Source organism: Streptomyces sp. NPDC058375 (genome assembly GCF_042723425.1).
Classification (GTDB): domain Bacteria; phylum Actinomycetota; class Actinomycetes; order Streptomycetales; family Streptomycetaceae; genus Streptomyces; species Streptomyces durocortorensis.
The window spans coordinates 1-13,280 of record NZ_JBHXJG010000061.1; the positions used below are offsets into that span (position 1 = coordinate 1).

Sequence of the window (13,280 nt, forward strand, 5' to 3'; positions counted from 1 at the left end):
GCCCCTGACCGTTTCGGCGCCGGCCCTGCCGGACTGCCGGTCCGGGTCCTACAGGTGCGGGAGGATCGACGGCATCAGGTCCTGGAAGGTGCGGCCGTTGGCCGGGTTCCCGAGGGCCGTCATCTGCCATCCGCTGCCCGCGCGGTGCACCTTCGCCATGATCTGGGCGGTGTACTGGCCGCCGCCGTCGAGCGTGTACCGGGCGAGCTCCTGGCCGTTGGTCTCGTCGACGATGCGGCAGAAGGCGTGTCGGACCTCCTGGAACGTCTGCCCGGTGAAGGAGTTCACCGTGAAGACGATCTGGTCGATGTGGACCGGCACACGCTGGAGGTCGACGAGGATCGCCTCGTCGTCGCCGCCGGAGCCCGCGCCGCCGACCAGGTTGTCGCCGGTGTGCTTGACCGAGCCGTCATCGCTGACGAGGTGGCGGAAGAACACGACGTCTACCGGCTGCTTGTCGGCGAAGAGCACCGCCGAGGCGTCCAGGTCGACCTCGCGGGTGCGCGAACCGAACAGGCCACGGCGCGGGGCCGCCTGCCAGCCGAGCCCCATCCGTACCGCGGTCAGGGTTCCCCCGTCGCTCTTCTGCAGGCTGATGGCCTGACCCTTGGTCATATTGACCGTCACGCGCTGTCCCCTCTCGGCATTGCCCCGCAACCATCCGTGTGCGGTTTCCCCGCACCCTACGCATTCCACCCCGGGCGGCAGCAGGTTCGGTCCGTTTCTGTGTCGGTCTTGCAACACACCCGGCGCGGCCCGCCCGGTGCGGTGGAAAGGTGCCGGTCGCCGGTGACGGGACCGGCCCGGCACCAGCGGTCGCACCGGCGACGGGCGTCGGGATCAGGCCATGCCCGCTTCCTTCATCTGCCGCAGTTCCTTCTTCAGTTCGCCGACCTCGTCGCGCAGCCGGGCGGCCACCTCGAACTGCAGATCCGCGGCGGCGGCCCGCATCCGCTCGGTCATCTCCTCGATGATCCCGGCCAGTTCGGTGGCGGGCCGGTCGCTGACCACCGCGCCGGACTTGGCGGCCTTGCCCTTCGCCCCGCCCTTGGCCGCCTTGCCGCCGAGCGCCGGGACCGGGGCCTTGGTCTCCTTGCCCTGGCGGTAGCCGGTGCCGAGGAGCTGCTCGGTGTCGATCTCCTCGCGGGCGATGGTCGCGACGATGTCGTTGATCTTCTTGCGCAACGGCTGCGGGTCGATGCCCCGCTCGGTGTTGTAGGCGATCTGCTTCTCGCGGCGGCGGTTCGTCTCGTCGATCGCCTGGGCCATGGCCGGGGTGATCTTGTCGGCGTACATGTGGACCTGGCCGGAGACGTTACGGGCGGCGCGGCCGATGGTCTGGATGAGCGAGGTGCCGGAGCGCAGGAAGCCCTGCTTGTCGGCGTCGAGGATGGCCACGAGGGACACCTCGGGGAGGTCGAGGCCCTCGCGCAGGAGGTTGATGCCGACGAGCACGTCGTACTCGCCGGAGCGCAGCTCGCGCAGCAGCTCGATGCGGCGCAGGGTGTCGACGTCGCTGTGCAGATAGCGGACCTGGATGCCGAGCTCCAGGAAGTAGTCGGTGAGGTCCTCCGACATCTTCTTGGTGAGCGTGGTGACCAGGACCCTCTCGTCGCGCTCGGTGCGCTTGCGGATCTCGTGGACCAGGTCGTCGATCTGGCCCTCGGTGGGCTTGACCACGACCTCGGGGTCGACGAGACCGGTGGGGCGGATGATCTGCTCGACGAACCCGTCGCCGCGCGAGAGCTCGTACTTCCCCGGAGTGGCGGAGAGATACACCGTCTGGTCGATCCGCTTCAGGAACTCCTCCCACTTCAGCGGCCGGTTGTCCATGGCGGACGGCAGCCGGAAGCCGTGGTCGACGAGGGTCCGCTTGCGGGAGGCGTCGCCCTCGTACATCGCGCCGATCTGCGGGACCGTGACGTGGGACTCGTCCAGGACGAGGAGGAAGTCGTCCGGGAAGTAGTCGAGGAGGGTGTTGGGGGCGGTGCCGGGGGCGCGGTCGTCGAAGTGCATCGAGTAGTTCTCGACGCCGGAGCAGGTGCCGATCTGGCGGAGCATCTCGATGTCGTACGTGGTGCGCATGCGCAGGCGCTGGGCCTCCAGCATCTTGCCCTGCTTCTCCAGCTCGGCCAGGCGCTGTTCCAGCTCCTGCTCGATGCCGCTGACGGCCTTCTCCATGCGCTCGGGGCCGGCGACGTAGTGGCTGGCGGGGAAGACGTGGACCGTGGGGTCCTCGCTGATGATCTCGCCGGTCAGCGGGTGGAGCGTGGACAGCGCCTCGATCTCGTCGCCGAACATCTCGATGCGGACGGCGAGCTCCTCGTAGACCGGGAAGATCTCGATGGTGTCGCCCCGGACCCGGAAGGTGCCGCGGGTGAAGGCCAGGTCGTTGCGGCTGTACTGCATCTCGACGAAGCGGCGCAGCAGCTGGTCGCGGTCGATCTCCTCGCCGACCTTGAGCTGGACCATGCGGTCCACGTACTCCTGGGGCGTGCCGAGGCCGTAGATGCAGGAGACGGAGGCGACCACGACGACGTCACGCCGGGTGAGCAGCGAATTCGTCGCGGAGTGGCGCAGTCGCTCGACCTCCTCGTTGATGGAGGAGTCCTTCTCGATGTAGGTGTCCGACTGCGGGACGTACGCCTCGGGCTGGTAGTAGTCGTAGTACGAGACGAAATACTCCACCGCGTTGTTCGGGAGGAGCTCACGGAACTCGTTGGCCAGCTGGGCGGCGAGCGTCTTGTTGGGCGCCATCACCAGGGTGGGGCGCTGCAGCTTCTCGATCATCCAGGCGGTGGTCGCCGACTTGCCGGTGCCGGTCGCGCCGAGCAGGACGACGTCCTTCTCGTCGGCGCGGATACGCCGCTCCAGCTCGGCGATGGCCGTCGGCTGGTCGCCGCTGGGCTGGTAGGGACTGACGACCTCGAAAGGCCGCACCGAACGTTCGATCTTGGAAACGGGCCGCATGCAACCACCGTACGGCCCCCCACTGACAACGGCCTCGGTTCAGCGGTACCGGGCCCTTCCCGCGCCCTCGCGGGCGGTGCTCCGCAGGGGCCGACCGGCGCGCGGGACCTGGCCGGGCTCGCCGGTCACCGCCCTGGGGTCGAACAGGAGCACCACGGCGGCCAGGAGCAGGAAGCAGCCGGGGCCCACCAGCATCGGGCCGATCATCTCGGCGGGCCGGTCGCCGGGCAGGACGGCGGACAGGTCGGACGGCAAGGTGGGCGGCAGGTGCAGGTGCACGTCGAGCGCGGCCATGCCGGTGTAGTGCATCCCGGTCACCGCGATGGCCATCAGGATGCTCGCACCGAGGCCGGAGAGGACTCCCCGGAGCGTGACGGCCGCCCACAGCGCGCCCGTGGCGGCGGCCCCGGCGATCAGCACCGAGAGGACGACGAGGGGCGTGTCGTACGCGAACCGCGCGTCCATGCGCATGCCGGCCATGCCGAAATAGTGCATCGAGGCGATGCCGAGGCCGGTGATGGTGCCGCCCGTGATCAACGCCATGCGGGTCGCGCCCCGGTACCCGACAATGAAGATGCCGATGCCGACCATCACGACGGCCACGGCCAGGCCCGCGAAGGTGAGGGGCCTGTCGTAGGAGATCGGCGTCTGCTGGACGGTGAAGCCTGTCATCGCGACGAAGTGCATGGTCCACACCCCGGAGCCGATGGACAACGAGCCCAGGGCCAGCCAGCCGGCCCGGTAGGAGCGTGCGGCGTGCAGGGACCGGGTGGTGCAGCGGAGCCCGAGAGCGGCTCCCAGGGCGGCCATGAGGAACGCCGCGACCGGAGTCACCAGGCCGTAGGTGAATCCGTCGACTGTTCCATGCATGCGCGTACGCCCTTCGAGAATGCCCGGGGTCGAGGAGAGTCCCGAAGGGGCGAGTCCCGGCAGACAGACAAAAGAAGACGCATTTTATCGGCACCGCCGGGTGCCGTGCCCCGGCGGTGGTCCCCGGGACCGAAGGTTCCGTTCATGTCGTGGCCATCGCCGCCCCGCCGGGCGTTGGCGGGCCGCTGTCACTCTCTGCGTGTCCGCACACTCCCGACGTGAGGAGTCCCCGTGTTCGTCCGTACCGCAACCGCCTCCACCACGGCCGCCGCCCTGCTCGGCGCCGGCGCCCTGCTGCTGCCCGCCGACCGGCCCGAGGCTCCGGATCGGGTCTCCGCGCAGCGGGCGAACCCGGTCGTCGTGGCCCACCGGGGGGCGTCGGGCTACGCGCCGGAGAACACCCTCGCCGCCGTCGACGCCGCGGACGCGCTCGGCATCGACTGGGTCGAGAACGACGTCCACCGCAGCCGCGACGGGGTGCTCGTCGTGCTGCACGACACCGATCTGAAGCGCACCACGGACGTCGAGGAGGTCTTCCCCGACCGGGCTCCCTGGGCGGTCAAGGACTTCACCTCGGCGGAGCTGGCGAAGCTCGACGCGGGCAGCTGGTTCGGCAGCCAGTTCACCGGGGCCCGGATCCCGACGCTCACCCAGTTCCTGAACCGCCTGGAGCGCAACCGGCAGAAGCTGCTCCTGGAGATCAAGAGCCCGGCGACCTACCCGGGCATCGAGCGGGACATCATCCGGACGCTCGGCCGGTCGGGGTGGCTGGACCGCTCCCACGTACGGGACCGGCTGGTCATCCAGAGCTTCGGCGCCGACAGCGTGAAGAAGGTGCACACCCTGCGCCCCGACATCACGACCGGCTTCCTGGGCACCCCGGCGGTGGCCGACCTGCCCTCGTACGCGGCGTTCACCGATCAGATCAACCCCTCGTACGCGACGATCGGCGCCGACTACGTGGCGGCCGTCCAGCGGCTCAAGGGCCCGCACGGCAAGCGTCTGCGGGTGAACACGTGGACGGTCAACAAGGCGGCGGACGCGGTGAAGGCCCGTGACTACGGGGTCGACGGCATCATCACCAACTTCCCCGATGTCGTGCGCGACGCGACGAGCTGAGGCGGCAGGGGGCGGGCCCGCCGGTTTTCCGCCGACGGACCCGCCTTCCGGCCTCTACGTCGACGGCCTGCCTGCCGCCCCTTTCGCCGACGGGCCGGTCGCTGTCAGTGGCGGGTCGTACGGTGGTCGGCATGGACAGTTACGGGGTCGGCGACGGGCCGGCCGTCGAGTGGGCCGTGGTGGACAGCGGCATCGGCCCGCTGCTGCTCGCGGCGACCGGGGCCGGTCTGGTGAGTGTGTCCTTCCACGCCCGCCCCGCCGTGCGGGACACGGCCCTCGAACGGTTGCGGACCCGGTTCGGCGCGGAGCCGGTGGAGGCGCCCGGTTCGGCACGGCTCGCCGAGCCCATACGTGAGCTCGCGGCGTACTTCGCGGGCGAGCGGCAGGATTTCACCCTCGATCTTGACTGGTCGCTGACCTCCGGCTTCCACCGCGAGGTGCTCCGCGAGCTGGCGTCCGGGGTGCCCTCCGGGACGGTCGTCGGGTACGGGGAGCTGGCCGCCCGGGTCGGCCGGCCGGAGGGCGCGCAGGCGGTGGGCGCGGCCATGGGGGCCAACCCGCTGCCGGTGGTGGTGCCGTGCCACCGGGTGGTGGAGAGCGACGGGGGTCTGGGCGGATTCGGCGGCGGCCTGGAGACCAAGCGGCGCCTGCTGGCACTGGAGGGAGTGCTGCCGCAGCCGCTGTTCTAGGGTCTGCCGTCGAACTGCCGTCGTCGCCCGGGCGGTCCTGCCGCAGTTGTCGGTCGCCGTGGGGCCTGGTTTCACCCGTCCGAGTGCACGGTGGCGGCCGGGCGGTGGCACACTGCGCCGGTGACCCGACCCCTCTCCCTCCCCCAGGTCCCGGCCGTCGGCCTGCCCGCTCTCCAGCGCCGGACGTCGGCCGTGCTCGTCGTCAGCCAGATACTCGGCGGCCTCGGCGTCGCCATCGGCATCGCCCTGGCCCCGATGCTGGCCTCCGAGGTGAGCGGATCGGAGGCGCTGTCCGGGCTGGCGCCGACCGCGTCCGTCCTCGGCGCGGCACTGCTGTCGCTGCCGCTGGCCGCCCTGATGACCGCCCGGGGCCGCCGGTCCGGTCTGGTGCTCGCCTATCTGATCGGTGCGCTGGGCGGCGGCCTGATCGTCCTCGCCACGATGCTGCCGAGCTTCCCGCTGCTGCTGCTCGGCATGGCCGGGTTCGGCGCGGGGTCGCTGGCCGGGCTCCAGGCGCGGTTCGCGGCCGCCGACCTGGTGGGGCCGGGGCGGCGGGGGCGGGCGATCTCCACCGTCGTCTGGGCCACCACGATCGGCTCGGTCCTGGGCCCCAACATCTCGGCCCCGGCGAGCCGGCTGTTCCGCGGTACGCCGGTGCCCGAGGCGGCCGGGCCCTTTCTGTGTTCGGCCGCCGTGTTCCTGCTCGCCGGACTCGTCGTGGCGCTCGCGCTGCGCCCGGATCCGCTCCTCACCGCCCGCGCCCTGGCCCCGGAGGGCCCGGCGGGGCCGCCGAAGCGCTCCCTGCGCGCCGGGATCGAGGCCGTACGGGAGTCTCCGATGGCGCGGCTGGCCCTGGTGACGGTCACCGTGTCGCACACCGCCATGGTGTCGATCATGGTCATGACCCCGGTCGACCTGAGCCGGCACGGCGCCGATCTCCAGCTGATCGGGCTCGTCATCAGCGGGCACATCGCGGGCATGTACGCGTTCTCGCCGGCGATGGGGTGGCTGGCCGACCGGTTCGGGCGGCTGTCGGTGATCGGACTGGCCGTAGGGCTGCTGAGCCTCGCCGCGCTGCTCGCGGGCACCGCCGGGCCCCGGCACGGGCAGACCGCCGCGGGCCTGTTCGTCCTGGGCCTCGGCTGGTCGGCGGGGATGATCGCCGGTTCGGCGCTGCTCACCGACGCGGTGCCGCAGTCCGCCCAGGCCGCGGTGCAGGGGTTGTCGGACCTGACCATGAACGCGGCGGCGGGCCTCGGCGGGGCGGCGGCCGGGGTGATCGTCGCCCAGTGGGGGTACGGCCCCCTCAACGCGATCGGCGCCGCGCTGCTGCTGCCGGTCGCCGCGCTCGCCCCGCGCCGGAGCCTGCGACGGCCGGGAGCGGTCGGCGGCTGACGCGCCGCACGAACCGCGGCCGCCCGAACCTCGGACGACAGCCACCCGGCCACCCGGACCACAGCCGCCCGGCCACCGACGCGGTCACCGCTGCGATCACGGACGTCAGAGGCTGATGTGGTACGCCTTGCGCAGCGTCTCGTGAACGGTCCAGGTCGTCCGGTCACCCTCGCGCAGGACGCAGGCGTCCCCCGGGCCGATCTCCAGCGTCGCCCCGCCCTCGACCGCGACCGTCGCCCGGCCGCTGACGACCACGAACAGCTCGTTCGCCTCGGTATCGGTGACCACGCCGGGCGTGATCTGCCAGATGCCCCGGATCTGCTTGCCGTCGGGCGACTCCCACAGCACCTTGCCCGTCACCACGGGGTCTCCGGACACGATCTGCGCCGGATCGAGGGGCTCCGGTACGAGCTCGGCGTCCGGGATGTGTACGGCGAAGGAGGCGGGGACCTGGTCATATGTCGTCATGGCCGGTCACCTTAGCGACCGCTTCCGGCCACCCGGTGACCAGGACCCGCCGCGGGACGACCGTCCGTGGTTTGCGGCCCTCCCGCCCGCGACAGGGATGGGGGCATGCCTCAGAACTCACCAGGACCCTACGAGCCGGTGCTCTCGGCGGAGGTGCGCGCGGCTCTGAGCGCCGGTCTGCCCGTCGTGGCGCTGGAGTCGACGATCATCGCGCACGGTCTGCCGCGCCCCCGCAACCTGTCCGTGGCCCGGGAGCTGGAGGGGCTCGTCCGGTCGGCCGGGGCGGTCCCGGCCACCGTCGCCGTCCTGGACGGTCGGGCCCATGTGGGCCTCGGCGAGGACCAGTTGGAGCGGGTCGCCGACGACCCCGCGGTACGCAAGCTGGGGCACCGCGATCTCGCCCCGGCACTCGCCTCCGGGGCGAGCGGGGCGACGACGGTGTCCGCGACGGCGTTCCTGGCGGCGCGGGCGGGCGTCGGCGTCTTCGCGACCGGCGGGCTCGGCGGCGTACACCGGGAATGGGCCGATGACCAGGACGAGTCGGCCGATCTTCGGTTGCTCGCGCGCACCGGGATCACCGTGGTCTGCGCGGGGGTGAAGTCGATCCTCGACGTCCCGGCGACCCTCCAGCGGCTGGAGACCCTCGGCGTCGGCATCGTCGGCTACGGCACCGGGCACTTCCCCGGCTTCTACCTGAGCAGCTCCGGCGAGCCCGTCGACTGGACGGTGCACAGCCCCGAGGAGGTGGTGGAGGTGATCCGGGCGAAGGAGGCGCTCGGCGGCCCGGCGGCCGCGCTGATCGTCGCCAACCCCGTAACGGAAAAAGACCAGTTGGATCCGGTGCTGCACGACCGGGTGCTGGCGGAGGCGCTGGACGCGTGCCGGGAGCGGGGCATCTCGGGGCAGGGCGTCACGCCGTTCCTGCTGGACCAGCTGATGCGGCGGACCGGGGGCGCGTCGCTGGAGGCGAACCTCGCGGCCGTACGCGGGAACGTGGCGCTCGCGGCGCGGATCGCCGTCGCGGCGGCGGACGCCCGGTGAGCGGTCAGGGCTACCGACACCCGGCGAACGGTCAGGACTACGGACGCCCGGCGAACGGTCGCGGCGACGGGCAGCCGGTGAGCCGTCCGGCGGTGGGCGGTGGGCTGCTGGTGGTGGGGGACGTGGTCACGGACGTCGTGGCGCGGCACGGTTCGGCGCTCGCGCACGGCACGGACACGGCGGCCCGGATCCGTACCCTGCCGGGTGGCGCGGGGGCCAACGTCGCCTGCTGGGCCGTGCGTTCGGGCTGTCCGGACGTCCGGCTGCTGGCCCGGGCGGGGACGGAGTCCGCCGGCTGGCACCGGGAGGCGCTGGAGGCGGCGGGGGTACGGGCGTTCCTCGCCGTGGACGACGAGGTGCCGACGGCGACGGTCATCGCGCTGGTCGACGCGGCGGCGGAGCGTACGTTCCTGACCGACGGCGGGGCGGTGCTGCGGCTCGCCGTCGAGGACTTCGCGCCCACGATGCTCGACGGAGTCGGGCGACTGCATCTCTCCGGCTATCTGCTGTTCGCCGCCACGAGCCGGGCCGCCGCCCTGCTCGCCCTGCGCACCGCCGTGGAGCGCGGGATTCCGGTGAGCGTGGACCCGGCGTCGGCCGGGTTTCTCGGGGAGCTGGGGCCGAAGCGGTTCCTGGAGTTTACGGAGGGGGCGGAGCTGCTCCTGCCGAACGCGGACGAGGCCCGGCTGCTTACCGGGCTGCCCGAACCCGGTCCCGCGGCGGCCGAGTTGAGCCGGTGGTTCCCGCGTGTCGCCGTCACCCTGGGGGCGCGGGGCGCCGTGGTGGCGGCCGGGGGCGAGGTCGTCGGCCACGTCCCCGCCCCGCCGGTGCCGGAGCCGGTCGACTCGACGGGGGCGGGCGACGCGTTCACCGGCGGGTTCCTGGCGGCCCTGCTGGCCGGGGCGGACGAGGTGACCGCGGCGGCCGAGGGCTGCCGGGCGGGGGCTGCGGCCGTGGCCACGGTGGGCGGCCGGCCACCGGCCCGCTGAGAACGGGCGCCGCACCCCGCGTACGGCGAGGACCACCGTCGAGACCGCACCGCGCATACGACGAGGCCGCTGCCCGCCAGGGCCGCGCGGTTCACCCGCTCCCCGGCAGCCCCGACCACGCCGGGTGCGCGGGATCGTCCGCCCGGACCACCACGTCCGCCCGCTCCGAGGGCGACACCTCGTCCTCGTACCGGGCGAAGGCGGGCAGGGTCCAGCGTTCCGGCTCCGCCGTCCGCCGCCGCAACGCCCCCGGCGACAGCCGCAGATGGACGCTGAGCGCGAACGGGAACCAGTGCCCCAGCAGGAACGGGCCGTGCACGACGACGACCCCGCCCTCGGCCAGCGCGTGGTACGGGGTGCGGGTGGCCCGGTCCGTCGCGGGATCCCACAGATCGGGCAGCACCCGGCCCGAGCCGCCCGCCTCCAGCGGCCCGAACACCTCGCGCCACAGCGCCCCGGTGTCGAACCAGCCGTCGACGTACGCGTCCGGGTCCTGCTTGCCGTACTCGAAGCGCAGGCTCGCCGGGCGGAGGAACCCCTCGGTGGAGACCACGAGGACCGAGCGGCCGAGCAGCCGCAGCTCCTCGGCGAGGCGCTCGGCCGCCTCCCCGGTGCGGGCGGCCAGTGCGCCGTCGATGCCGAGGGCGAGCCAGGGCCCGCCGTCGTCGGCGGACAGCCCGTCGCCGTACCGGGCCAGTTCGCGGGCCAGCCGTTCCCAGGTGATCGCTTCGAGTCGCACGGCTCCATCATCGCCGCCCCGGTGGGAGGACGCTTCCGTACGGGAGGTCGAGGACGCTTCCGTACGGGAGGTTGAGGACGCTTCCGTACGGGAGGTTGAGGACGCTTCCGTACGGAAGGTTGAGGGCGCTTCCGTACGGAAGGTTCAAGCGCCCCGCAGTTCGGCGGCGAGCGGGCCTTCGCCGAAGACCTCGACGCGGCCGTCCTTCACCGCCTCCGCGAGCGTCGTCCCGCCCTGCGCCAGCTCCAGGCAGACCTCCGCGTCCAGGACGATCCGGGCGTCGGGGCGGTCGGCGGGGCCGTAGCCGTACACCGCTCCGTACGCCTCGGCACCCGGCAGCACCGCCTCCGCTCCCCCACCGACGTGGAGACCGGCATGGACACCGACATGGAGGTGGAACGCGCCCTCGTCGAGCCGGACTTCGAGGACGCCCTCCTGGGTGAGTCCGGGGAGGGCCCCGAGCAGCGGCAAGGCGAACCAGTGGGCCCGCACCGCGTCGGTCGGGCCGCGCTCGGCGAGCGCGGGCGCACCCCACGCGGCGAGGGCGGTGAGCACCGGCAGCAGGCCGTGGCCGTGCTCGGTCAGCTCGTAGACGGACGCGGCCGACGGGGGCGGCAGCTTGCGGCGCAGCGCCAGCCCGGACTGCTCCATGTCCTTGAGGCGGGAGGCCAGCACGTCCGTGCTGACGCCGGGCAGGTCGGCGTGCAGGTCCGTGTACCGGCGCGGCCCGCCCAGCAGTTCACGGACGATCAGCAGCGTCCACCGGTCGCCCACGGAGTCGAGGGCGCGGGCGGTGGCGTCGAACTGGTCGTAGCTCCGGCGGCGGACGGGACGTGCCGCTGGACGTGCTGCTGGCTGCTGCTGACGTGGCATGCGACGCAGTCTAGACATGTTGTTGGACTTTCCAAGCTCAAGCTTGGTAAAACCAAGTATCGCAATTCGGCTCGGGAGGCAGCGCATGGAGTTCCGGCAGTCCAGCAAGCTCAACGAGGTCTGCTACGAGATCCGAGGCCCGGTCATCGAGCACGCCAACGCCCTGGAGGAAGCGGGCCACAGCGTGCTTCGGCTCAACACGGGCAACCCCGCGCTCTTCGGCTTCGAGGCCCCCGAGGAAATCGTCCAGGACATGATCCGGATGCTGCCGCAGGCCCACGGCTACACCGATTCGCGCGGCATCCTCTCGGCCCGGCGGGCGGTCGTCCAGCGCTACCAGGCCATGGGGCTGACCGAGGTCGGCGTGGACGACGTGTTCCTCGGCAACGGGGTCTCCGAGCTGATCTCGATGGCCGTGCAGGCGCTGCTGGAGGACGGCGACGAAGTGCTCATCCCGGCCCCGGACTTCCCGCTGTGGACGGCGGTGACCACGCTCGCGGGCGGCAAGGCCGTGCACTACGTCTGCGACGAGGAGTCCGACTGGAACCCGGACCTCGCCGACATGGCGTCGAAGATCACCGACCGGACCAAGGCCGTCGTGATCATCAACCCGAACAACCCCACGGGCGCGGTGTATCCGCGCGAGATCCTGGAAGGCATTCTGGATCTGGCCCGCCGGCACAACCTGATGGTCTTCGCCGACGAGATCTACGACCAGATCCTTTACGACGGGGCCGAGCACCACAGTGCGGCCGTCCTCGCCCCGGACCTGGTCTGCCTCACCTTCAGCGGCCTGTCGAAGACGTACCGGGTGGCCGGGTTCCGTTCCGGCTGGATGGTGGTGTCCGGTCCCCGCCAGCACGCCCGCAACTACCTGGAGGGCCTGACCATGCTGGCCTCCATGCGACTGTGCCCCAACGCGCCCGCGCAGTACGCCATTCAGGCCGCGCTCGGGGGCAGGCAGTCCATCAAGGAGCTGGTCGCCCCGGGCGGCAGGCTGCACGAGCAGCGCGACCGGGCCTGGGAGCGGCTGAACGAGATCCCCGGCGTCTCGTGCGTGAAGCCGAAGGGCGCGCTGTACGCCTTCCCGCGCATCGATCCGAAGGTCCATCCGATTGCGGACGACGAGAAGTTCGTGCTGGACCTGCTGCTGCGGGAGAAGATCCAGGTGGTGCAGGGCACCGGCTTCAGCTGGCCTCGTCCGGACCACTTCCGCATCCTGACCCTTCCGTACGCTGATGATCTCGACGCGGCGATCAGCCGCATCGGCCGCTTCCTGAACGGATATCGCCAGTGACCTGTGCCCTCTGCTCCGTCCCCGTCCACACCCAGTTCGCCACGCCGGAGCTGGTGGGGGCGATCGTGGAGGGCGGGCTCGATCCGGCCGAGGATCCGGGCTGGGCGGGGTCGGGGGCGGGCTCACCCGCCGAGTACGCGCGCTGGGCAGGTCATCTGTGCGGTATGACCTGCCTGCGGATGGCGCTCGGCGCCGACGCGCCGTCGCTGTTCGCGCTGCGGGACGGGGCGTTGAAGTACGGGGCGTACACGGAGGACGTGGACGGGATGATCCGGGGCCTGGTCTACGCGCCCTTCGCGGAGTACGTGCGTGAGGTGTACGGGCGCGAGGCCACGGTCCACCGGCACCTGGACGTACGGGAGATCCCCGGGCTGCTGGACGCGGGCCGGACCGTGCTGGCCTCCGTCCACTACGGGATCCGGCATCCGGAGCGGTCGGCTCCGGGGCGGGGCGGGCATCTGGTGCTGGTGACCGCACGGACGGCGGACGGGTCCGGGGTCCACTTCCACAACCCGTCGGGGACGGACGCGGGGACGCGGGCGGCCGTGCTGCCGCTGACGGAGTTCGAGCGGTTCTTCGCGGGCCGGGGCGTGTCGTTGGGGGCGGCAGAGGCCTCGGGAACGGGAGCGGGCCCGGAGGCGTAGCCGGCCTCCGGGCCCTGTGAGTGCCACCCATCTCGCACGCCGGCACGTTTAAGGGTCCGGGTCAGTCATGATGTCGTCGCGTCCTGCCTTTGGACCACCGCAGATCGGAGCTCTGCGGGCCGGACTTGAACCGGCATCTCGACGCGCGCGGGCCCGGGCCCGTTCGATCCGGCGATCGGCGGCGAA

General features: G+C 72.2%; 13 protein-coding genes. 7 read left to right on the plus strand and 6 right to left on the minus strand.

The features are described 5' to 3' along the window. Positions 1 to 48 precede the first annotated feature (48 nt). The 3 genes from ACFWM7_RS13220 to ACFWM7_RS13230 all read right to left on the minus strand — a co-directional run bounded on the left by ACFWM7_RS13220 (position 49) and on the right by ACFWM7_RS13230 (position 3,840). On the minus strand, positions 49 to 627 hold the full coding sequence (locus ACFWM7_RS13220) for a TerD family protein (RefSeq protein ID WP_026290465.1): 579 nt from the start codon (positions 625 to 627) through the stop codon (positions 49 to 51). 213 nt (positions 628 to 840) lie between these two features. Continuing rightward, positions 841 to 2,970 carry an excinuclease ABC subunit UvrB gene (gene uvrB, locus ACFWM7_RS13225; protein ID WP_383259412.1) on the minus strand — a complete coding sequence of 710 codons (2,130 nt, stop codon included), beginning with the start codon at positions 2,968 to 2,970 and terminating at the stop codon, positions 841 to 843. Between the two features lie 39 nt (positions 2,971 to 3,009). Continuing rightward, a complete protein-coding gene (locus ACFWM7_RS13230) occupies positions 3,010 to 3,840 on the minus strand; it encodes an MHYT domain-containing protein (RefSeq protein WP_383259414.1) in 831 nt (276 codons plus the stop codon). A gap of 231 nt (positions 3,841 to 4,071) precedes the next feature. On the opposite strand from ACFWM7_RS13230, the gene ACFWM7_RS13235 reads away from it, so the two are divergent. From ACFWM7_RS13235 to ACFWM7_RS13245, 3 genes are all read left to right on the plus strand, one after another. Then, the gene (locus tag ACFWM7_RS13235) at positions 4,072 to 4,959 is read left to right on the plus strand and encodes a glycerophosphodiester phosphodiesterase family protein (RefSeq protein ID WP_383259416.1); all 888 of its coding nucleotides are present in this window, start codon (positions 4,072 to 4,074) and stop codon (positions 4,957 to 4,959) included. A 131-nt stretch (positions 4,960 to 5,090) separates the two neighbouring features. Beyond that, positions 5,091 to 5,648: a methylated-DNA--[protein]-cysteine S-methyltransferase gene (locus ACFWM7_RS13240; protein WP_383259419.1), complete on the plus strand. Its 558-nt coding sequence runs from the start codon at positions 5,091 to 5,093 to the stop codon at positions 5,646 to 5,648. 192 nt (positions 5,649 to 5,840) lie between these two features. Beyond that, positions 5,841 to 7,043, plus strand: coding sequence for an MFS transporter (locus ACFWM7_RS13245; RefSeq protein WP_383259473.1), 1,203 nt, complete (start codon positions 5,841 to 5,843; stop codon positions 7,041 to 7,043). A 105-nt stretch (positions 7,044 to 7,148) separates the two neighbouring features. Here ACFWM7_RS13245 and ACFWM7_RS13250 read toward each other — a convergent pair whose 3' ends face one another. After that, entirely contained in the window at positions 7,149 to 7,511 is a 363-nt protein-coding gene (locus ACFWM7_RS13250; RefSeq protein ID WP_359744823.1) for a cupin domain-containing protein, read from the minus strand. A 105-nt stretch (positions 7,512 to 7,616) separates the two neighbouring features. Here ACFWM7_RS13250 and ACFWM7_RS13255 point away from each other — a divergent pair, with 105 nt between their 5' ends. Continuing rightward, positions 7,617 to 8,552, plus strand: coding sequence for a pseudouridine-5'-phosphate glycosidase (locus ACFWM7_RS13255; RefSeq protein WP_383259422.1), 936 nt, complete (start codon positions 7,617 to 7,619; stop codon positions 8,550 to 8,552). Between the two features lie 92 nt (positions 8,553 to 8,644). Next, positions 8,645 to 9,541: a carbohydrate kinase family protein gene (locus tag ACFWM7_RS13260; RefSeq protein WP_383259476.1), complete on the plus strand. Its 897-nt coding sequence runs from the start codon at positions 8,645 to 8,647 to the stop codon at positions 9,539 to 9,541. Between the two features lie 91 nt (positions 9,542 to 9,632). Here the strand turns inward: ACFWM7_RS13260 and ACFWM7_RS13265 are convergent, their stop codons facing one another. Both ACFWM7_RS13265 and ACFWM7_RS13270 read right to left on the minus strand, forming a co-directional pair. Further along, positions 9,633 to 10,280 carry a uridine kinase gene (locus ACFWM7_RS13265; protein ID WP_383259425.1) on the minus strand — a complete coding sequence of 216 codons (648 nt, stop codon included), beginning with the start codon at positions 10,278 to 10,280 and terminating at the stop codon, positions 9,633 to 9,635. Positions 10,281 to 10,424: 144 nt separating this feature from the next. Then, entirely contained in the window at positions 10,425 to 11,153 is a 729-nt protein-coding gene (locus ACFWM7_RS13270) for a winged helix-turn-helix transcriptional regulator (protein WP_383259428.1), read from the minus strand. An 85-nt stretch (positions 11,154 to 11,238) separates the two neighbouring features. Between ACFWM7_RS13270 and ACFWM7_RS13275 the strand changes: the two genes are divergently transcribed. Both ACFWM7_RS13275 and ACFWM7_RS13280 read left to right on the plus strand, forming a co-directional pair. Next, positions 11,239 to 12,450, plus strand: a complete 1,212-nt coding sequence (locus tag ACFWM7_RS13275) for a pyridoxal phosphate-dependent aminotransferase (RefSeq protein ID WP_383259430.1) — start codon at positions 11,239 to 11,241, stop codon at positions 12,448 to 12,450. Then, the gene (locus ACFWM7_RS13280; protein WP_383259433.1) at positions 12,447 to 13,094 is read left to right on the plus strand and encodes a peptidase; all 648 of its coding nucleotides are present in this window, start codon (positions 12,447 to 12,449) and stop codon (positions 13,092 to 13,094) included. The genes ACFWM7_RS13275 and ACFWM7_RS13280 overlap by 4 nt, the downstream gene beginning before the upstream one ends. Positions 13,095 to 13,280 lie beyond the last annotated feature (186 nt).